7 protein-coding genes, 1 tRNA gene and 3 rRNA genes are annotated in these 21,307 nt (G+C 66.0%); 10 read left to right on the forward strand and 1 reads right to left on the reverse strand.

All coding sequences use genetic code 11. The features are described 5' to 3' along the window. The first annotated feature begins 478 nt into the window (after nucleotides 1–478). From OHA98_RS10310 to OHA98_RS10335, 6 genes are all read left to right on the forward strand, one after another. A 16S ribosomal RNA gene (locus OHA98_RS10310) occupies nucleotides 479–2,004 on the forward strand. A 306-nt stretch (nucleotides 2,005–2,310) separates the two neighbouring features. After that, nucleotides 2,311–5,436 (forward strand): 23S ribosomal RNA (locus tag OHA98_RS10315). 78 nt (nucleotides 5,437–5,514) lie between these two features. Continuing rightward, nucleotides 5,515–5,631: ribosomal RNA gene (gene rrf / locus OHA98_RS10320) — 5S ribosomal RNA — on the forward strand. The 16S, 23S and 5S rRNA genes sit together here with 1 tRNA gene alongside, the layout of an rRNA operon. Nucleotides 5,632–5,896: 265 nt before the next feature. Further along, a tRNA-Thr gene (locus tag OHA98_RS10325) sits at nucleotides 5,897–5,972 on the forward strand. Between the two features lie 122 nt (nucleotides 5,973–6,094). Continuing rightward, nucleotides 6,095–6,883 (forward strand): DeoR/GlpR family DNA-binding transcription regulator, encoded by a 789-nt coding sequence (locus tag OHA98_RS10330; RefSeq protein WP_266924490.1) that lies wholly within the window; start codon nucleotides 6,095–6,097, stop codon nucleotides 6,881–6,883. Between the two features lie 101 nt (nucleotides 6,884–6,984). Then, the gene (locus OHA98_RS10335) at nucleotides 6,985–7,641 is read left to right on the forward strand and encodes an NUDIX domain-containing protein (protein WP_266924492.1); all 657 of its coding nucleotides are present in this window, start codon (nucleotides 6,985–6,987) and stop codon (nucleotides 7,639–7,641) included. A gap of 21 nt (nucleotides 7,642–7,662) precedes the next feature. Here the strand turns inward: OHA98_RS10335 and OHA98_RS10340 are convergent, their stop codons facing one another. Beyond that, a complete protein-coding gene (locus tag OHA98_RS10340; protein WP_266924494.1) occupies nucleotides 7,663–10,290 on the reverse strand; it encodes a SpoIIE family protein phosphatase in 2,628 nt (875 codons plus the stop codon). Nucleotides 10,291–10,690: 400 nt separating this feature from the next. Between OHA98_RS10340 and OHA98_RS10345 the strand changes: the two genes are divergently transcribed. The 4 genes from OHA98_RS10345 (at nucleotide 10,691) to OHA98_RS10360 (ending at nucleotide 21,210) form a co-directional block, all read left to right on the forward strand. Continuing rightward, nucleotides 10,691–16,150 carry a HAMP domain-containing protein gene (locus OHA98_RS10345; protein WP_266924496.1) on the forward strand — a complete coding sequence of 1,820 codons (5,460 nt, stop codon included), beginning with the start codon at nucleotides 10,691–10,693 and terminating at the stop codon, nucleotides 16,148–16,150. 244 nt (nucleotides 16,151–16,394) lie between these two features. Then, nucleotides 16,395–17,078: a response regulator gene (locus OHA98_RS10350; RefSeq protein ID WP_266924498.1), complete on the forward strand. Its 684-nt coding sequence runs from the start codon at nucleotides 16,395–16,397 to the stop codon at nucleotides 17,076–17,078. A 188-nt stretch (nucleotides 17,079–17,266) separates the two neighbouring features. After that, on the forward strand, nucleotides 17,267–20,095 hold the full coding sequence (locus tag OHA98_RS10355; protein WP_266924500.1) for a DNA translocase FtsK: 2,829 nt from the start codon (nucleotides 17,267–17,269) through the stop codon (nucleotides 20,093–20,095). A 317-nt stretch (nucleotides 20,096–20,412) separates the two neighbouring features. Next, nucleotides 20,413–21,210, forward strand: coding sequence for a helix-turn-helix domain-containing protein (locus OHA98_RS10360; RefSeq protein ID WP_266924502.1), 798 nt, complete (start codon nucleotides 20,413–20,415; stop codon nucleotides 21,208–21,210). Nucleotides 21,211–21,307 lie beyond the last annotated feature (97 nt).

Consider the following 21,307-nt stretch of genomic DNA (forward strand, 5'->3'; position numbering starts at 1 on the left):
ATCTCTGATAAAGTCGGGTCCGCCGAAAGGCAAAGGCCACTCCGCAGGCCACTGGAATCGAATTCGGACCGGAAACGGAACGGAAAAGAGTCTGGTAAAGTCGGACTCGCCGGAAAGGGAAACGCGAAAGCGAAGAACTGGAAAGCGAAAAGAGCTTGACCCGCTTCGACCGGGAATCGGACACGAAAGAGTCTGATAGAGTCGGAAACGCAAGAACGAAGGGAAGCGCCCGGAGGGCCCCGGTGAAACGGGACCGAAGGAAGCGTCCGTTCCTTGAGAACTCAACAGCGTGCCAAAAGTCAACGCCAGATATGTTGATACCCCGGCCTGCTTCGGCAGGTTGGTGGTTCCTTTGAAAGTCCTGCCGGGCCTCACGGTTCCGGTAGGCAATTACACAGCGAGGACGCTGTGAACGACTGGTCTTATTCCGACCGGTTGTTCCGCTCTCGTGATGTGTGTTCCCGATTACGGGAAAACATTCACGGAGAGTTTGATCCTGGCTCAGGACGAACGCTGGCGGCGTGCTTAACACATGCAAGTCGAACGATGAAGCCCTTCGGGGTGGATTAGTGGCGAACGGGTGAGTAACACGTGGGCAATCTGCCCTTCACTCTGGGACAAGCCCTGGAAACGGGGTCTAATACCGGATAACACTCCTGCCTGCATGGGCGGGGGTTAAAAGCTCCGGCGGTGAAGGATGAGCCCGCGGCCTATCAGCTTGTTGGTGGGGTAATGGCCTACCAAGGCGACGACGGGTAGCCGGCCTGAGAGGGCGACCGGCCACACTGGGACTGAGACACGGCCCAGACTCCTACGGGAGGCAGCAGTGGGGAATATTGCACAATGGGCGAAAGCCTGATGCAGCGACGCCGCGTGAGGGATGACGGCCTTCGGGTTGTAAACCTCTTTCAGCAGGGAAGAAGCGAGAGTGACGGTACCTGCAGAAGAAGCGCCGGCTAACTACGTGCCAGCAGCCGCGGTAATACGTAGGGCGCAAGCGTTGTCCGGAATTATTGGGCGTAAAGAGCTCGTAGGCGGCTTGTCACGTCGGATGTGAAAGCCCGGGGCTTAACCCCGGGTCTGCATTCGATACGGGCTAGCTAGAGTGTGGTAGGGGAGATCGGAATTCCTGGTGTAGCGGTGAAATGCGCAGATATCAGGAGGAACACCGGTGGCGAAGGCGGATCTCTGGGCCATTACTGACGCTGAGGAGCGAAAGCGTGGGGAGCGAACAGGATTAGATACCCTGGTAGTCCACGCCGTAAACGTTGGGAACTAGGTGTTGGCGACATTCCACGTCGTCGGTGCCGCAGCTAACGCATTAAGTTCCCCGCCTGGGGAGTACGGCCGCAAGGCTAAAACTCAAAGGAATTGACGGGGGCCCGCACAAGCAGCGGAGCATGTGGCTTAATTCGACGCAACGCGAAGAACCTTACCAAGGCTTGACATATACCGGAAAGCATCAGAGATGGTGCCCCCCTTGTGGTCGGTATACAGGTGGTGCATGGCTGTCGTCAGCTCGTGTCGTGAGATGTTGGGTTAAGTCCCGCAACGAGCGCAACCCTTGTTCTGTGTTGCCAGCATGCCCTTCGGGGTGATGGGGACTCACAGGAGACTGCCGGGGTCAACTCGGAGGAAGGTGGGGACGACGTCAAGTCATCATGCCCCTTATGTCTTGGGCTGCACACGTGCTACAATGGCCGGTACAATGAGCTGCGATGCCGCGAGGCGGAGCGAATCTCAAAAAGCCGGTCTCAGTTCGGATTGGGGTCTGCAACTCGACCCCATGAAGTCGGAGTTGCTAGTAATCGCAGATCAGCATTGCTGCGGTGAATACGTTCCCGGGCCTTGTACACACCGCCCGTCACGTCACGAAAGTCGGTAACACCCGAAGCCGGTGGCCCAACCCCTTGTGGGAGGGAGCTGTCGAAGGTGGGACTGGCGATTGGGACGAAGTCGTAACAAGGTAGCCGTACCGGAAGGTGCGGCTGGATCACCTCCTTTCTAAGGAGCATTTCTTACCGGGCCTTTTGGTCTGGTCAGAGGCCAGTACACCGGCGAATGTTCGGTGCTGGTTGCTCATGGGTGGAACGTTGACTACTCGGCACGACAGGTTGTTTTTCACTAGTACTGCTTCGGCGTGGAACGTGGGGAGGGATCGGTCGGGTCGGGCACGCTGTTGGGTATCTGAGGGTACGGACTCGTTTGAGTCTGCCTTCGGTTGCCGGCCCCAGTGCACTCACCTGTATGGGTGGGGTGATGGGTGGCTGGTCGTTGTTTGAGAACTGCACAGTGGACGCGAGCATCTGTGGCCAAGTTTTTAAGGGCGCACGGTGGATGCCTTGGCACCAGGAACCGATGAAGGACGTGGGAGGCCACGATAGTCCCCGGGGAGCTGTCAACCAAGCTTTGATCCGGGGGTTTCCGAATGGGGAAACCCGGCAGTCGTCATGGGCTGTCACCCGCTGCTGAACACATAGGCAGTGTGGAGGGAACGAGGGGAAGTGAAACATCTCAGTACCCTCAGGAAGAGAAAACAACCGTGATTCCGGGAGTAGTGGCGAGCGAAACTGGATGAGGCCAAACCGTATGCGTGTGATACCCGGCAGGGGTTGCGCATGCGGGGTTGTGGGATCTCTTTTTCACGGTCTGCCGGCTGTGAGACGAGTCAGAAACCGTTGATGTAGGCGAAGGACATGCGAAAGGTCCGGCGTAGAGGGTAAGACCCCCGTAGCTGAAACATTAACGGCTCGTTTAAGAGACACCCAAGTAGCACGGGGCCCGAGAAATCCCGTGTGAATCTGGCGGGACCACCCGCTAAGCCTAAATATTCCCTGGTGACCGATAGCGGATAGTACCGTGAGGGAATGGTGAAAAGTACCGCGGGAGCGGAGTGAAATAGTACCTGAAACCGTGTGCCTACAAGCCGTGGGAGCGTCGCTGGCAGCACTTGTGCTGTCAGTCGTGACTGCGTGCCTTTTGAAGAATGAGCCTGCGAGTTTGCGGTGTGTTGCGAGGTTAACCCGTGTGGGGAAGCCGTAGCGAAAGCGAGTCCGAATAGGGCGATTTAGTAGCGCGCTCAAGACCCGAAGCGGAGTGATCTAGCCATGGGCAGGTTGAAGCGGAGGTAAGACTTCGTGGAGGACCGAACCCACCAGGGTTGAAAACCTGGGGGATGACCTGTGGTTAGGGGTGAAAGGCCAATCAAACTCCGTGATAGCTGGTTCTCCCCGAAATGCATTTAGGTGCAGCGTCGTGTGTTTCTTGCCGGAGGTAGAGCACTGGATAGGCGATGGGCCCTACCGGGTTACTGACCTTAGCCAAACTCCGAATGCCGGTAAGTGAGAGCACGGCAGTGAGACTGTGGGGGATAAGCTCCATGGTCGAGAGGGAAACAGCCCAGAGCATCGACTAAGGCCCCTAAGCGTACGCTAAGTGGGAAAGGATGTGGAGTCGCAGAGACAACCAGGAGGTTGGCTTAGAAGCAGCCACCCTTGAAAGAGTGCGTAATAGCTCACTGGTCAAGTGATTCCGCGCCGACAATGTAGCGGGGCTCAAGCGTACCGCCGAAGTCGTGTCATTCCAGCATGTACCCCCAACGGGGGCTGGGATGGGTAGGGGAGCGTCGTGTGCCGGGTGAAGCAGCCGCGGAAGCGAGTTGTGGACGGTTCACGAGTGAGAATGCAGGCATGAGTAGCGATACACACGTGAGAAACGTGTGCGCCGATTGACTAAGGGTTCCTGGGTCAAGCTGATCTGCCCAGGGTAAGTCGGGACCTAAGGCGAGGCCGACAGGCGTAGTCGATGGACAACCGGTTGATATTCCGGTACCCGCTTTGAAACGCCCAGTACTGAATCAGGCGATGCTAAGTCCGTGAAGCCGGCCCGATCTCTTCGGAGTTGAGGGTAGTGGTGGAGCCGATGAACCAGACTTGTAGTAGGTAAGCGATGGGGTGACGCAGGAAGGTAGTCCAGCCCGGGCGGTGGTTGTCCCGGGGTAAGGGTGTAGCCCGTGTGGTAGGCAAATCCGTCACACGTATAAGGGTGAGACCTGATGCCGAGCCGATTGTGGTGAAGTGGATGATCCTATGCTGTCGAGAAAAGCCTCTAGCGAGTTTCATGGCGGCCCGTACCCTAAACCGACTCAGGTGGTCAGGTAGAGAATACCGAGGCGTTCGGGTGAACTATGGTTAAGGAACTCGGCAAAATGCCCCCGTAACTTCGGGAGAAGGGGGGCCATCACTGGTGATCCGATTTACTCGGTGAGCTGGGGGTGGCCGCAGAGACCAGCGAGAAGCGACTGTTTACTAAAAACACAGGTCCGTGCGAAGCCGTAAGGCGATGTATACGGACTGACGCCTGCCCGGTGCTGGAACGTTAAGGGGACCGGTTAGTGCACTTTCGGGTGTGCGAAGCTGAGAACTTAAGCGCCAGTAAACGGCGGTGGTAACTATAACCATCCTAAGGTAGCGAAATTCCTTGTCGGGTAAGTTCCGACCTGCACGAATGGCGTAACGACTTCTCGACTGTCTCAACCATAGGCCCGGTGAAATTGCACTACGAGTAAAGATGCTCGTTTCGCGCAGCAGGACGGAAAGACCCCGGGACCTTTACTATAGTTTGATATTGGTGTTCGGTTCGGCTTGTGTAGGATAGGTGGGAGACTTTGAAGCGGCCACGCCAGTGGTTGTGGAGTCGTCGTTGAAATACCACTCTGGTCGTGCTGGATGTCTAACCTGGGTCCGTGATCCGGATCAGGGACAGTGTCTGATGGGTAGTTTAACTGGGGCGGTTGCCTCCTAAAGAGTAACGGAGGCGCCCAAAGGTTCCCTCAGCCTGGTTGGCAATCAGGTGTTGAGTGTAAGTGCACAAGGGAGCTTGACTGTGAGACCGACGGGTCGAGCAGGGACGAAAGTCGGGACTAGTGATCCGGCAGTGGCTTGTGGAAGCGCTGTCGCTCAACGGATAAAAGGTACCCCGGGGATAACAGGCTGATCTTCCCCAAGAGTCCATATCGACGGGATGGTTTGGCACCTCGATGTCGGCTCGTCGCATCCTGGGGCTGGAGTCGGTCCCAAGGGTTGGGCTGTTCGCCCATTAAAGCGGTACGCGAGCTGGGTTTAGAACGTCGTGAGACAGTTCGGTCCCTATCCGCTGTGCGCGTAGGAATATTGAGAAGGGCTGTCCCTAGTACGAGAGGACCGGGACGGACGAACCTCTGGTGTGCCAGTTGTCCTGCCAAGGGCATGGCTGGTTGGCTACGTTCGGAAAGGATAACCGCTGAAAGCATCTAAGCGGGAAGCCTGCTTCGAGATGAGTATTCCCACCCTCTTGAAGGGTTAAGGCTCCCAGTAGACGACTGGGTTGATAGGCCAGATGTGGAAGCCCGGTAACGGGTGGAGCTGACTGGTACTAATAGGCCGAGGGCTTGTCCTCAGTTGCTCGCGTCCACTGTGTTAGTTCTGAAATAACGAACGGCCGTGTGTGTTCCGGTGTTGGTTAATTTCATAGTGTTTCGGTGGTCATTGCGTTAGGGAAACGCCCGGTTACATTCCGAACCCGGAAGCTAAGCCTTTCAGCGCCGATGGTACTGCAGGGGGGACCCTGTGGGAGAGTAGGACGCCGCCGAACAATTTTTCCGGGAAAGCCCCGTACCGCAAGGTACGGGGCTTTTCTGCGTTCACCCTTCAACTCCGAATGCCCTCCCGTTCGCCCAGGCTCCTTGTGCCGTTCCTTTCCGTTCCCGTGCGGGTGCGGGTGCGGGTGCGGGTGCGGGTGCGGTGGCCGGCGGGGAAGCGGGGGGAGCTGGTGGAGGCCTGCGGGAATCGGTTCTTCCGATGGTTATGAACACCCCCGGATCCAGGGTATGCTTTACCTCGTTGCCACAGCGCGACAGGCCCCAATAGCTCAGTCGGTAGAGCGTCTCCATGGTAAGGAGAAGGTCTGCGGTTCGATTCCGCATTGGGGCTCCAGTAGAAGAAAGGCTCTCGCCGTCAGGCGGGGGCCTTTCTTGCGTTTATGTGTTCGGCCATTCCATCGACATCAATCTCACATGCTGACGTTCAAACGAACACTCGCATGGTAAAAAGAGTTCATGAGTGTTGCCGATCGTCTGGACCTGACTCTGCGGCTGGTGCAGGGCGCCGCTGACCGTGTCTCCGTTGCCGAGCTCTCCCAGCGGCTCGGGGTCTCTGAGATGACGGTCCGCCGGGACCTCGACGCGCTGGAGCGCCAGGACCTCGTACGCCGGGTGCATGGTGGTGCCGTCGCCACCAGGGCGAGGGAAGAAGGCGCGGGCTTTGTCGCGCGGGAAGGCTGGCAGGCCGCCACCAAGGACCGGCTGGGTGCCCGGGTGGCCGCGATGGTCGAGCCGGGGTCCCGGGTGCTGCTGGACGCGGGGACCACGACCGTGCACGTGGCGGAGCACCTCGCCGCCCGGGGGCCGCTGACGGTGACGGTGCTGAGCCTTCAGGCGGCCGTGTGCCTGGCGGACCGGCCCGGTATCGATCTGCTCGTCGTCGGCGGGCGCTCACGGCCCGGAGAACGGTCCTTGGTGGGCCCGTTGGCTCTGCGCACGCTGGAGTCGCTGGCCTTCGACTGTTTCATCATGTCCATCGGCGGAGTGCACGCCGAGCACGGCTGGTCGGAGTTCTCCCTCGACGACGCCGCCGTCAAGCAGGCCGGGCTCGCCCAGGCCACCCGTACCGTCGCCGTGGCCGATGCCACCAAGCTCGGGGTGCGGGCGTTCAGCCAGGTCGCCCCTCTCGGAGTCGTGGACGGCTTCGTCACCGACACGGGCGCCGAGGACGGTGAGACCCATCCGAACGGCCCGTACACCCTGAACGCTCTGCGGGAGGCCGGCGTCCCCGTCCATCTCGCCTGACGCCCCACCCGGACCCCGCCCCATCGCCATCGCCATCGAGGTGCTGCCATGAACGCTCTTCCCCACCCGCCGACGGGCCCCGACCGTGCCGCGGGGGCACGATGACCGTCGGCATCGACACCCCGGACCGCCGCGGCCGTACCGGCCTGGACCGGCACGGCCGGGACCTGACCGGCAATCCGCAGGTGCGGATCCTCGACGTGGAAGTGCTCTCCTGCGACTGGTACGTCCTGCGCAGGAGCACCTTCGACTACCAGCACAGCGACGGGCACTGGAGCCGGGAGCAGCGTGAGACCTACGACCGGGGCGACGGCGCCACCATCCTGCTGTACGACGCCGACCGCCGTACCGTGCTGCTGACGCGCCAGTTCCGTCTCCCGGCCTATGTCAACGGCCACCCGGACGGGATGCTCCTCGAAACGGCGGCAGGCCTGCTGGACGGGGACAGCCCCGAGGAGGCCATCCGCAGGGAGGCCGCCGAGGAGACGGGACACACCGTGGGCGCGGCCGAGCGTGTCTTCGACGTCTATATGAGCCCCGGCTCCGTCACCGAGCGGCTGCACTTCTTCGCCGCCCCGTACACCCCCGCGACCGCGACCGGCGGCGGAGGCGGGATCGCCGCCGAGGGCGAGGACATCAGCACGGTGGAGCTGCCCTTCGCACGGGCGCTCACGATGATCCGCGACGGCTCGATCGCCGACGCGAAGACCATCATGCTGCTCCAGTGGGCCGCGCTGGACGGCCCGTTCGCTCGCTGAGCCGTGCCCGGGGCCTGTTCGTCAGACGAGCGGGGGTTCGGGGACACGCATGGCCAGGATGGCCATGTCGTCGGAGGCCGGCTCGGCCGCGAAGCGTTCGACGGCGCGCAGGATCCGGGCGGCGACCGCGCCGGCCGTCAGGCCCGTACAGGTGGCGAGGACGTCCGCGAGGCCGTCGTCGCCGAGCATGCGGGCGCCCTCGCGGCGCTCGGTGACGCCGTCGGTCACACACAGCAGGACGTCGCCCGGGTCGAGGGTGACCTCCTGCTCGTACAGTTCGAGGTCCTCGATGACGCCGAGCAGCGCCTGCGGCTCGGCGGCGGCCTCGACGGAGCCGTCCTGGCGCAGACGCAGCGGGAGGGGGTGTCCCGCGCACACCACCTTCAGCAGCGCGCTGCCGTCCTCCTGGGGCCACAGCTCGCCGTACAGGAGCGTGAGGAAGCGGCTGCGTGCGCCCTCGTCGAGGATGGCGGCGTTGAGGCGTTCCAGCACGGCCGGGCCGCCGAAGCCCTCGCGGGCCAGCAGACGCAGGGCGTGGCGGGCCAGACCGGTGACGGCCGCGGCTTCCGGGCCCGTACCGCACACATCGCCGATGGCGAAGCCGTACGCGCCGTCGCGGATCGGGAAGACGTCGTAGAAGTCGCCGCCGACCTCATTGCCCTCGCCCGCCGCGCGGTAGATGACCTCGATCTCGACATTGGGTACGTCGGGGAGGCCCGGTGGCAGCAGGCTGCGCTGCAGGGACTGGCTGATCGCCATGCGCTCCGAGTACAGGCGGGCGTTGTCCAGGGCGAGTGCGGCGCGGCGCGAGAGGTCCTCGGCCAGTTCGAGGATCTCCTGGCGGAAGTGGTCGTCGGAGGGTTTCCCGAGCGTGAGCATGCCGATGACGCGGTTGCGGGCGACCAGCGGGAGCACGACGGTCTCGCCGCCCACGGCCGAGGCGGTGGCGAGTGTGGTGCGGGTGGCCATGCCCATGCTCAGGGGCGCGTCGTGGTCGAGGCTGCGCATCGAGGTGCTCAGCGCCGCCCGGTGGGCGGCCTCGGACGGTGCGGCCCAGACACGTGCGCCGGGGGTCGGCACGGGTTCCGGCGGGTCGATCTTGGACAGCAGGGCCTTGAGGCCGTCGATGAGGTCCTCGTCCTCGTGGAGGACATAGGAGAGGTACGGCTCCGAGGCCTGGTCCGCGATGGTGTAGACGGCGCACCAGGTGGCGAGCGTGGGGACCGTCATCTGGGCCATGAGCGCCAGGGTCTGGTCCCGGTCCAGGGTGCCGGCGAGCAGGTCGGAGGCCTCGACGAGGAAGGACAGGGAGCCGCGGCGCAGACGTTCCAGTTCGCCCAGGCGGGCGGATTCGACGGCGAGCGCGATGCGGTCGGCGGCGAACTGGAGACGCAGCGCCTCCTCGTTGGAGTAGCGGCCCGCCGCTTCGGCCGCGACGCCGAGGGAGCCGGTGAGGCGGCCCTCGACCTTCAGCGGGACGGTGACGACGGAGCGCATTCCGGTGTCGCCGAGCAGGGGGACGGCGCCGGGGACCGCGGTGAGGTCCTCATGGACGGCGGGCATCCGGGCGGAGCCGTAGCGTCCCGTTCCGGCTTCGACGGGGACCCGGGCGAAGCGCTGGCGGGCCGAGGGGAGGCCGGTCGTGGCCCGGACCTCCAGTTCGGTCTCGTCGTCGGTGGCCAGCAGGAGGAAGGCGGCGTCGGCGTCGAGCATGTCCCGGGCCCGTTCGACGGTGCGCTGGAGCAGGCCGTCGAGGTCGTCGGGGGCGGGGGAGCCGATGAAGACCTCGAAGGGGTCCGCGGCGCGGTTCTCGTGGGCCGTGTCCGAGACGGGGGCGCGTACCGGGGACTGCAGGACGGCACGTTCGTAGTCGCGGACGAGGAGACAGACGGTGGAGGGCTCGCCCTCGGTGTCGCGCACCCGCAGATGTGAGGCGTAGACCGGGATGACCCGGCCGTCGGAGCCGCGGATTCCGTAGCTGCCCTCCCAGCGGGAGAGCTGGAGCGCGTCGGCGATGCCGGTGTTGGTGCCGGGGGTGTGCGGCCAGGCCGCGAAGTCGGTGAGCTGCTTTCCGGTGACCTGCTCGGCCGTGTGACCGAAGAGGAACGCGGCGTCGTCGTTCCACGCGGAGATGGAGCCGGAGCCGTCGATCTGCACGACGGCGACCCGTACGCGTTCGTCGGTGACCGGGAGGAGCGCCGTGGGCAGGAGCGGGCCCGCGGAGCGGATGCCCACCGGCCGCTCGGGGAGGTCGAGCTGGAACCAGACGTGCTTGCGCGTCGGGGTGTACTCGACGCCCCAGCGGGCGGCGAGCGCGGCGCAGAGCAGCAGACCCCGGCCGCTCTCACGGTCGGGGCTGCCGTAGTCCAGGCCGCTGCTCTGGAGCGGGACCTCGCGCTCCGGATAGTGGTCGGAGACCTCGACGCGTACGCCGTCCTCGGTGCGCAGACACAGGACGTCGGCGGCGGTTCCCGCGTGGACGACGGCGTTGGTCACGAGCTCGCTGGTGAGGACGACCGCGTCGTCGACGACATCGGTGTAGCCCCACCCCTGGAGGGTGTCACGGACAAAGGCGCGGGCGGTCGCGACAGAGCGCCCGACCGGGTCGAAGGTGGCAGCCGCGCGCGCGGTGATCACAGCACTCCCCATATGGTGTCTCGTCGCTTCCCCGAGTCCTGTGCCCGTTTCTCGCCGCTTCGATTCGCTTGCCAGGCTAGACGCTCGTTCACTGTCCCGGGTACACGAGGGCCGACTTCGGTACGGGATGCCCCGGCAGTTGTGCGCGGGCGCACAACCATGGGTTCCCCAAGGGGCGGTTGTGCGGCGTCCATTGGAGCTTCCACCCCGACCAGTTCCGGCCTGGTACGTTTCAACGATTTGACGTCCGCATGGTCACCCGTCAACGGTGTGCAGTGGCGGTGAGTCAAAGTAGAACTGGGCAAGCTTCCGGATAGGCCCGAGCGATACGGTCAAACCCTGCGGGAGGGACACGGTGGAGTCTGGCGTGGCGGCGCGGGGTTCAGCAACGCGCACAAAAGGCGGACAGTCCGTGAAAAAACAGCGCAATGGGACCATCGATGTGGACGCGGCAGCTCTGAACAGACTGCTCGCGGCCCTCGTGGCGATGCGGGACGGCAACTTCCGCAGGCGGCTGACCGTCTCGGGCGATGGCGTGATGACGGAGATCGCGGCGGTCTTCAACGAGGTCGCCGACCGGAATCTCCATCTCACCGGTGAGCTGGCACGCGTACGGCGCGTGGTGGGCCGTGAGGGAAAGCTCACGGAGCGCCTGGAGACAGGGGCCTGCGAAGGCTCCTGGGCGGCCGCCATCGATGCCTCCAACGAGCTGGTCGACGATCTCTCGCGACCGGTCTCCGAGGTCGGACGGGTGCTCGCGGCGATCGCCGACGGTGACCTCGAACAGCGGATGGAACTGCGCTCGCACACGGCGGACGAAACGGTACGGCCGCTGCGCGGCGAGTTCCTGAAGGTCGCCCGTACGGTCAACAACCTGGTCGATCAGCTGTCCGCGTTCACCGAGCAGGTGACCCGGGTCGCGGTCGAGGTCGGGACCGAGGGCAAGCTCGGCGGGCAGGCCCAGGTGCGCGGGATGTCCGGGTCCTGGAAGGACCTCACGGACTCCGTGAACACCATGGCGTACCGGCTGACGGCCCAGGTGCGGGACATCGCTCTGGTGACGACGGCGGTCGCCAAGGGTGATCTGTCACGGAAGGTCACCGTCCATGTGGCCGGTGAGATGCTCCAGCTGAAGAACACCGTCAACACGATGGTCGACCAGCTGTCCTCGTTCTCCTCCGAGGTGACCCGTGTCGCCCGTGAGGTGGGTACGGAGGGTGAGCTCGGCGGTCAGGCGACGGTGCCGGGTGTGGCCGGGGTGTGGAAGGACCTCACCGACTCCGTCAACACGATGGCGGGCAACCTCACCTCCCAGGTGCGCGGTATCGCGGAGGTGACGACGGCGGTCGCCAACGGCGACCTGTCGCAGAAGGTCACGGTGAGCGCCCGCGGCGAGGTGGCGCAACTGGCCGAGACGATCAACCAGATGACCGAGACGCTGCGCACCTTCGCGGACGAAGTGACGCGTGTGGCCAGCGAGGTCGGTGGTGAGGGGCTGCTGGGCGGGCAGGCCCAGGTGCCGGGCGCGGCGGGAACGTGGAAGGACCTCACCGATTCGGTGAACACGGTCTTCCGGAACCTGACGACCCAGGTGCGCGACATCGCGCAGGTGACCACGGCGGTGGCCAGCGGTGACATGACCCAGAAGGTCACCGTCGATGTGGCCGGCGAGATGCTGGAGCTCAAGAACACCGTCAACACGATGGTGGACCAGCTGCAGTCGTTCGGTTCGGAGGTGACCCGGGTCGCCCGGGAGGTCGGCGTCGAGGGCCGGCTCGGCGGTCAGGCCGAGGTCCCGGGGGCGGCGGGGACCTGGAAGGACCTCACGGACTCGGTGAACACCGCGTTCCGGAACCTGACCGGTCAGGTGCGGGACATCGCGCAGGTGACCACCGCGGTCGCCAACGGGGACCTGTCGCAGAAGGTCACCGTCGATGTCGCGGGCGAGATGCTGGAACTGAAGAACACCGTCAACACGATGGTGGCGCAGCTCTCGTCCTTCGCCGACCAGGTGACGCGGATGGCGCGGGACGTGGGCACGGAGGGCCGTCTCGGCGGCCAGGCGCGGGTCGACGGCGTCCTGGGAACGTGGAAGGAACTCACCGACTCCGTCAACTTCATGGCGGGGAACCTGACCTCGCAGGTACGCCAGATCGCCCAGGTGACCACGGCGGTGGCGCGGGGCGACCTGTCGCAGAAGATCGATGTGGACGCCCGGGGCGAGATCCTTGAGCTGAAGAACACCATCAACACGATGGTCGACCAGCTCTCCGCCTTCGCCGAGCAGGTGACCCGGGTCGCCCGTGAGGTGGGCACGGACGGACGGCTCGGCGGGCAGGCGCAGGTGCCCGGGGTGGCGGGCGTGTGGCGCGATCTGACCGACTCGGTGAACGGCATGGCGGGGAACCTCACCGCCCAGGTCCGTAACATCGCGCAGGTCGCCACGGCGGTGGCGCGCGGTGACCTGTCGCAGAAGATCGATGTGGACGCCCGGGGCGAGATCCTTGAGCTGAAGAACACCCTCAACACCATGGTCGACCAGCTCTCCAACTTCGCGGAGCAGGTCACCCGGGTCGCCCGTGAGGTGGGTACCGAAGGCATTCTCGGCGGCCAGGCCGAGGTGCAGGGCGTGTCCGGTACCTGGAAGGACCTCACCCAGTCCGTCAACGGCATGGCGAACAACCTGACCCTTCAGGTCCGCAACATCGCCGAAGTCACCACCGCGGTCGCCAAGGGTGATCTCTCCAAGAAGATCACCGTGGACGCCAAGGGCGAGATGCTCGAACTGGTGACGACGGTCAACACGATGGTCGACCAGCTGCTGAACTTCGCCGACGAGGTGACCCGGGTCGCCAGGGAAGTGGGCACCGAGGGCATCCTCGGAGGCCAGGCCCGGGTGCGCGGTGCGACCGGCATCTGGAAGGACCTCAGTGACAACGTCAACCTGATGGCCAGCAATCTCACCAGCCAGGTGCGCAACATCTCCCGGGTCTCGTCCGCGGTCGCGAACGGCGATCTGACGAAGAAGGTGACCGTCGAGGCGCGCGGTGAGGTGGCCGAACTCGCCGACACCGTCAACACGATGGTCACGACGCTTTCCTCGTTCGCCGACGAGGTGACGCGAGTGGCCCGCGAGGTGGGTACCGAGGGCGCGCTGGGCGGACAGGCCAGGGTGCCGGGCGTCGCTGGTACGTGGAAGGACCTCACCGAGTCCGTGAACTCGATGGCCTCCAACCTGACCGGCCAGGTGCGCCAGATCGCCACGGTCACCACGGCGATCGCCAGGGGAGATCTCACCAAGAAGATCGACATCGATGCGCGCGGTGAGATCCAGGAGCTGAAGAACACCATCAATACGATGGTCGACCAGCTGTCCTCGTTCGCCGAGGAAGTCACCCGCGTGGCCCGCGAGGTGGGCACGGAGGGGCAGTTGGGCGGTCAGGCCCGCGTCCGGGACGTCAACGGTACCTGGCGCGACCTCACCGAATCGGTGAACGAGATGGCCGGGAACCTGACCCGTCAGGTGCGTGCCATCGCGGCCGTTGCCACGGCGGTGACGCGCGGCGATCTGAACCTCAAGATCGACGTGGACGCGGCCGGCGAGATCCAGGTGCTGCAGGACAACGTCAACACGATGATCGCCAACCTGCGTGACACCACGCTCGCCAACAAGGAACAGGACTGGCTCAAGGGCAACCTGGCCCGGATCTCCGGTCTGATGCAGGGCCGTCGCGATCTGGACGACGTCGCCTCGTTGATCATGAGCGAGCTGACCCCGGTCGTCTCCGCGCAGCACGGCGCGTTCTTCCTGGCCATGGCGCCGGGCGACACGGGCGAGGTCGGTTCGGACAGTGACGCGGAGAGCCTGTACGAGCTGCGTATGCGCGGCAGTTACGGATATTCGGCGGGTTCGATGCCGACCTCCTTCCGTCCCGGCGAGACGCTGATCGGCACGGCGGCCGAGGAGAAGCGCACGATCCAGGTGGACAACGTGCCGCCCGGCTATCTGAAGATCTCCTCCGGGCTCGGCGAGGCGCCGCCCGCGCATGTGATCGTGCTGCCGGTGCTGTTCGAGGGCAAGGTCCTCGGTGTGATCGAGCTGGCCTCCTTCCAGCCGTTCACGCACATCCAGCGGGACTTCCTCAACCAGCTCGCCGAGATGATCGCGACGAGCGTCAACACCATCAGCGTCAATACGAAGACCGAGAAACTCCTCGAACAGTCCCAGGAGCTGACGGAGCAGCTTCGGGACCGCTCGCAGGAGCTGGAGAACCGGCAGAAGGCACTCCAGGCGTCCAACGCCGAACTGGAGGAGAAGGCCGAACTGCTGGCCCAGCAGAACCGCGACATCGAGGTGAAGAACACCGAGATCGAAGAGGCCCGGCAGGTCCTGGAGGAGCGTGCCGAGCAGCTCGCCGTCTCGATGCGCTACAAGTCCGAGTTCCTGGCGAACATGTCCCACGAGCTGCGTACCCCGCTCAACTCGCTGCTGATCCTGGCCAAGCTGCTCGCGGACAACGCCGAGGGCAACCTCTCGCCGAAGCAGGTGGAGTTCGCCGAGACGATCCACGGGGCCGGTTCCGATCTGCTCCAGCTGATCAACGACATCCTCGACCTGTCGAAGGTCGAGGCGGGCAAGATGGACGTCAGCCCGACCAGGATCGCGCTGGTCCAGCTCGTCGACTATGTGGAGGCGACGTTCCGCCCGCTCACCGCGGAGAAGGGGCTCGACTTCTCGGTACGGGTCTCCCCGGAGCTGCCCGCCACGCTGCACACGGACGAGCAGCGGCTGCTCCAGGTGCTGCGCAACCTGCTGTCCAACGCGGTGAAGTTCACCGACAGCGGTGCGGTGGAGCTGGTGATCCGGCCGGCCGGGGCGGATGTGCCGAACTCGATCCGGGAGCATCTGCTGGAAGCGGGTTCGCTGCGGGACGCGGACGCCGATCTGATCGCCTTCTCGGTCACGGACACCGGGATCGGCATCGCGTCCAGCAAGATGCTGGTGATCTTCGAGGCGTTCAAGCAGGCGGACGGGACGACCAGCCGGAAGTACGGCGGCACGGGCCTGGGTCTCTCCATCAGCCGGGAGATCGCCCGGCTGCTGGGCGGTGAGATCCATGCGGCGAGCGAGCCCGGCCGGGGCTCGACCTTCACGCTGTATCTGCCGCTGCACGCCAGCGAACTGCCGCCGCAGGGCTATCCGCAGGTGGGTCCCGGCCCCATCGAGATCCCTGGCATGACGGACGGGAGCGCCCTGCACGGGGAGGCGGTCCGCGGCGCCGAGCAGGCGCCACTGGGTGATCCGGCCAACTCCGCCGGGCTGTTCCGGCGGCGGCGCAAGGCACTGGGTGACGTGGCACGGCGGCCCGCGCTGCCCGCCCGTCCGAGCGCGGGCGCCGGTGGCGGTGCCGGCGCGGGTGCGGGTGCGGGTGCCGCGCGGGACGAGTGGGTCCAGGGAGCCCAGGAGGAGCCGGAGGCACGGCGGACGTTCCGGTTCCGCGGTGAGAAGGTCCTGATCGTCGACGACGACATCCGTAACGTCTTCGCGCTCACCAGCGTGCTGGAGCAGCACGGCCTTTCGGTGCTGTACGCGGAGAACGGCCGGGAGGGCATCGAGGTGCTGGAGCAGCACGACGATGTGACGGTCGTACTGATGGACATCATGATGCCCGAGATGGACGGCTACGCCACGACGACGGCGATCCGCAGGATGCCGCAGTTCGCCGGACTGCCGATCATCGCGCTCACCGCGAAGGCGATGAAGGGTGACCGGGAGAAGGCCATCGACTGTGGTGCTTCCGACTATGTCACCAAGCCGGTCGACCCTGATCATCTGCTTGCGGTCATGGAGCAGTGGATGCACGGAGAGTGATCGGGGCGTGAATGAATCACGGTGAATTGCTGACCGACTGTGGCTGAACGGGTGTGAGTGCGGGTTTTTCGGGGAACCTTCCAGTCTCCCACCGCGTTTGCGCTACGTGCACAGTGACATCGCGGTGACAGGGTGTGGTGACGGGCGGGGTGCGGCTACCATGACCGGCACAAGGACGGACGGCGTAAGGGAGTCGTCCCCTGGGGCGGCACCCGGTGTGATTCCGGGGCGAGGAGGACGGGCCATGGTGCAGAAGGCCAAGATCCTCCTGGTCGATGACCGGCCGGAGAATCTGCTGGCGCTGGAGGCCATCCTCTCTGCGCTCGATCAGACACTGGTACGGGCATCGTCAGGGGAGGAAGCGCTCAAAGCGCTGCTCACGGACGACTTCGCGGTCATTCTGCTGGACGTCCAGATGCCGGGCATGGACGGTTTCGAGACCGCCGCGCACATCAAGCGCCGGGAGCGGACCCGGGACATCCCGATCATCTTCCTCACCGCGATCAACCACGGTCCCCATCACACCTTCCGGGGATACGCGGCGGGCGCGGTGGACTACATCTCGAAGCCGTTCGACCCGTGGGTGCTGCGCGCCAAGGTCTCGGTCTTCGTCGAGCTGTACATGAAGAACTGCCAGCTCCGCGAGCAGGCCGCACTGCTGCGGCTCCAGCTCGAAGGCGGTGGCCACGCGGCCGGGGAGCACGAGAGGGAGCCGGCCGGTCTGCTGGCCGAACTCTCCGCACGGCTCGCGGCGGTCGAGGAGCAGGCGGAAGCGCTGTCCAAGCAGCTCGACGACGAATCCGCGGACGCCGGCGCGGTGGCGACCGCCGCCCACCTCGAACGCAAGCTCACCGGGCTGCGTCGCGCGCTCGACGCGCTGGAGCCGGGGGCGAACGGCAACGCCGGTGTCCTGCCCTCGCAGAGCTGAGCACCGGTCCGTAACTCCCGGCGGGCGCACGGCAACGGGCGTCCGCCGCTTCGCGGTTGCCCGAGGGCGGCCGGGTGGCGCCCGCCGCGGTGAGTGCGCGTCAGTTTCCCGCCCCGGTAAGGCGACACGGTCGGGTGAACCAGTAGGCACGCGTGTTCACCGGCGTCGGCAACGGTAACCTCGGTCCCATGGCCTCACGTACGTCCGGCAAGGGTTCCCAGGGCACGGCGGGCACCGCGAAGAGCGTCGGCCGTACCGCGGGCCCGGCGAAGAAAGCCGCGCCCGCCAAGAAGTCCCCGAAGTCCCCGGCGAAGAAGTCCGCGTCCGCGTCCGCGCCCGCCAGGAAGGCGCCGGCGAAAAGGGCGCCCGCGAAGAAGACCGCCGCCAGGAAGCCCGCGCCCAAGCCCGCACCGTCTCCCACCGGGGGCGTGTACCGGCTCGTGCGGGCCGTCTGGCTCGGTGCCGCGCACGGCGTCGGTGCGCTGTTCCGCTCGATAGGGCGCGGGGCGAAGGGGCTCGACCCCGCCCATCGCAAGGACGGCCTCGCGCTCCTCCTGCTCGGCCTGGCGCTGATCGTCGCCGCGGGCACCTGGTCGAGCCTGCGGGGACCGGTCGGCGATCTCGTCGAGATGCTGGTGACCGGGGCGTTCGGCCGGCTGGATCTGCTCGTGCCGATACTGCTGGGCGCCATCGCCGTCCGGCTGATCCTGTACCCGCAGAGGCCGGAGGCCAACGGCCGGATCGTCATCGGGCTCTCCGCACTCGTCATCGGTATCCTCGGACAGGTCCACATCGCCTGCGGCTCGCCGGGCCGCGAGGACGGCACCGAGGCGATGCAGGACGCGGGCGGACTGATCGGCTGGGCCGCCTCCAAGCCGCTCGTGTTCACGATGGGCGAGGTCCTCGCCGTACCGCTGCTCGTGCTGCTGACCGTGTTCGGACTGCTCGTGGTCACGGCCACCCCCGTCAACGCCATTCCCCAGCGGCTGCGGACGCTCGGCGTCAAGCTGGGCATCGTCGAGCCGGCGTACGAGCCCGGCGCGGACGGCGGGAGCGACGACGACCGTTACGACGAGCAGTGGCGCGAGGCGCTGCCCGGCCGCTCGCGCCGCGGCACCGGCCGCCGCTCGGAGGCGGACACGGAGTACGACCCGGACCACGCCGAGTCGGAGGCGCTCTCCCGGCGCGGGCGGTCGCGCAAGCCGTCCGTGCAGCCCGCGATGAACCGCACCATGGACGCCGTGGATGTCGCCGCGGCCGCCGCCGCGGCGCTCGACGGCGCCGTGCTCAACGGCATGCCCCCCTCGCCGCTCGTCGCCGACCTGACCCAGGGCGTCTCCGTGGACCGGGACCGCGACCGTACGGGCGCGGGCACCCCCGTGCCCGGGGCCCGGGAGGCGGAGAAGGGCCGGGCCGGGGCGAAGGGCCCGGGCGCCGGAACGGCGGGGTCGCTCTCCGGCGGCGTACCGGATCTCACGAAGCCCGCCCCCGAGCACTCGCAGCCGCTGCCCGCGCGGGCCGAGCAGCTCCAGCTCTCCGGGGACATCACGTACTCGCTGCCCTCGCTCGACCTGCTGGAGCGCGGCGGGCCGGGGAAGACCCGCAGCGCCGCAAATGACGTGGTCGTCGCCTCCCTGACGAACGTCTTCACGGAGTTCAAGGTGGATGCCGCCGTCACCGGCTTCACCCGCGGCCCGACGGTCACGCGGTACGAGGTCGAGCTGGGGCCGGCCGTGAAGGTCGAGCGGATCACCGCGCTCACCAAGAACATCGCGTACGCCGTCGCCAGTCCGGACGTCCGCATCATCTCCCCGATCCCCGGCAAGTCCGCGGTGGGCATCGAGATCCCCAACTCCGACCGCGAGATGGTCAACCTCGGCGACGTACTGCGCCTCGCGGACGCGGCGGAGGACGACCACCCGATGCTCGTGGCGCTCGGCAAGAACGTCGAGGGCGGCTACGAGATGGCCAACCTCGCGAAGATGCCGCACGTCCTGGTCGCCGGTGCGACCGGATCCGGCAAGTCCTCCTGCATCAACTGTCTGATCACCTCGGTCATGGTGCGGGCGACCCCGGACGACGTCCGGATGGTCCTGGTCGACCCCAAGCGGGTCGAGCTCACCGCGTACGAGGGCATCCCGCACCTGATCACGCCGATCATCACCAACCCGAAGAAGGCCGCCGAGGCCCTCCAGTGGGTCGTACGGGAGATGGATCTGCGCTACGACGACCTCGCGGCGTACGGCTACCGGCACATCGACGACTTCAACCACGCCGTGCGCAACGGCAAGGCCAAGGCCCCCGAGGGCAGCGAGCGGGAGCTGTCGCCGTACCCGTATCTGCTGGTCATCGTCGACGAGCTGGCCGACCTGATGATGGTCGCCCCGCGTGACGTCGAGGACTCGATCGTCCGCATCACCCAGCTGGCCCGTGCCGCCGGCATCCATCTGGTGCTCGCCACCCAGCGGCCCTCGGTCGACGTGGTGACCGGTCTGATCAAGGCCAATGTGCCCTCCCGGCTGGCCTTCGCGACCTCCTCGCTCGCCGACAGCCGCGTCATCCTCGACCAGCCGGGTGCCGAAAAGCTCATCGGCAAGGGGGACGGGCTGTTCCTGCCGATGGGGGCGAACAAGCCCACCCGTATGCAGGGCGCCTTCGTCACCGAGGACGAGGTCGCGGCCATCGTCCAGCACTGCAAGGACCAGATGGCACCGGTCTTCCGCGAGGACGTCGTGGTCGGCACGAAGCAGAAGAAGGAGATCGACGAGGACATCGGCGACGACCTGGATCTGCTCTGCCAGGCCGCCGAGCTGGTCGTCTCCACACAGTTCGGGTCGACCTCGATGCTCCAGCGCAAGCTCCGGGTCGGATTCGCCAAGGCCGGACGGCTGATGGACCTCATGGAGTCCCGCAACATCGTGGGGCCCAGCGAGGGATCCAAGGCGCGCGATGTGATGGTGAAACCGGAGGAGCTCGACGGGGTGTTGGCGCTGATCCGGGGGGAAACTGCTCCGTAAAGGTTTTGTAGGCAACCGTTCCGGCGGGTCGTACGTCAACTTGGGAGGAGGGACAGTAGATGCTTCTCCATCAGCAGTTCCGGCGGCCCGGATTCCGGCTCCGTCCCCTACCCCGTCCTCAGCTCCTCCCGTTGCTCAGTCGAGTGCTCAGTGTGTCCAGTTCCGTGCTCCGCCCCGCAGGCCGGCCGCGGAGCCGTCCATGGGGCTGTCCGGCGATCCCGATGGCGTACAAAGTCGTCCCTCCCGGTTGCCCCACCCTTTCGTACCCCCCCTAGACTGAACATCCAGCAGGTGGCTCACGCTCGAAAGGCGCCCCCGTGTCCATCGGCAACTCCCCCGAAGACGACCGGCCTTCGATCGGTCGCGTGCTTCAGCAGGCTCGTATCGCCGCAGGTCTGACGGTCGAGGAAGTCAGCAGCTCCACCCGGGTGCGCATCCCCATCGTGCGCGCGATCGAGGAGGACGACTTCTCGCGCTGTGGCGGCGACGTGTACGCGCGCGGCCACATCCGTACGCTCGCCCGTGCCGTCGATATCGACCCGGAACCCCTGGTCGAGCAGTACGACGCCGGACACGGCGGCCGTCCTGTGCCCACTCCGGCGGCACCGCTGTTCGAGGCGGAACGCATCCGTTCCGAACCCCGACGGCCCAACTGGACCGCGGCCATGGTCGCGGCCATCGTCGCCGTGGTCGGCTTCGTCGGCTTCACGCTCTTCAACGGCGACGAGCAGGTACCGAGCACCGCCCAGGTGGCGGAGGGCTCGACGCCCGACAAGACCGGCAAGCCGGCCGCCAGCAAACCGGCCGACCCCAAGCCCGTGCCCTCCGAGAGTGCCATCGCCGCTGCCCCCCGGGACAAGGTGACGGTCAAGCTCAGCGCGACCCGGGGCAAGAGCTGGATCTCCGCCAAGGACCACAACGGCCGGCTGCTCTTCGACGGCCTGCTGCTCCAGGGCGAGTCCAAGACCTTCCAGGACAGCGATCGCATCGACCTCGTCCTCGGCGACGCCGGGGCGACCGATCTCTTCGTGAACGGCAAGAAGGTCGAGGACCAGTTCGAGCCGGGTCAGGTCGAACGGCTCTCGTACACGAAGGGCGACCCCGAGGCCGGCTGAGCCGTCGGCTCGGCTTCTCGGTTTCCGCTCCTCACGGAATGGGCGTCCGGCACTCGTGCCGGGCGCCCATTCCGTGTTACTCGCTGTAGCGGGCAAC

This window comes from Streptomyces sp. NBC_00654 (assembly GCF_026341775.1).
GTDB lineage: Bacteria > Actinomycetota > Actinomycetes > Streptomycetales > Streptomycetaceae > Streptomyces.

Excerpts from the sequence above, each read along its gene's own strand:
- OHA98_RS10330 (WP_266924490.1), top strand. The coding sequence starts at position 6,095 with ATGAGTGTTGCCGATCGTCTGGACCTGACTCTGCGGCTGGTGCAGGGC.
- OHA98_RS10335 (WP_266924492.1), top strand. The coding sequence starts at position 6,985 with ATGACCGTCGGCATCGACACCCCGGACCGCCGCGGCCGTACCGGCCTG.
- OHA98_RS10350 (WP_266924498.1), top strand. The coding sequence starts at position 16,395 with ATGGTGCAGAAGGCCAAGATCCTCCTGGTCGATGACCGGCCGGAGAAT.
- OHA98_RS10355 (WP_266924500.1), top strand. The coding sequence starts at position 17,267 with ATGGCCTCACGTACGTCCGGCAAGGGTTCCCAGGGCACGGCGGGCACC.
- OHA98_RS10340 (WP_266924494.1), bottom strand. The coding sequence starts at position 10,290 with ATGGGGAGTGCTGTGATCACCGCGCGCGCGGCTGCCACCTTCGACCCG.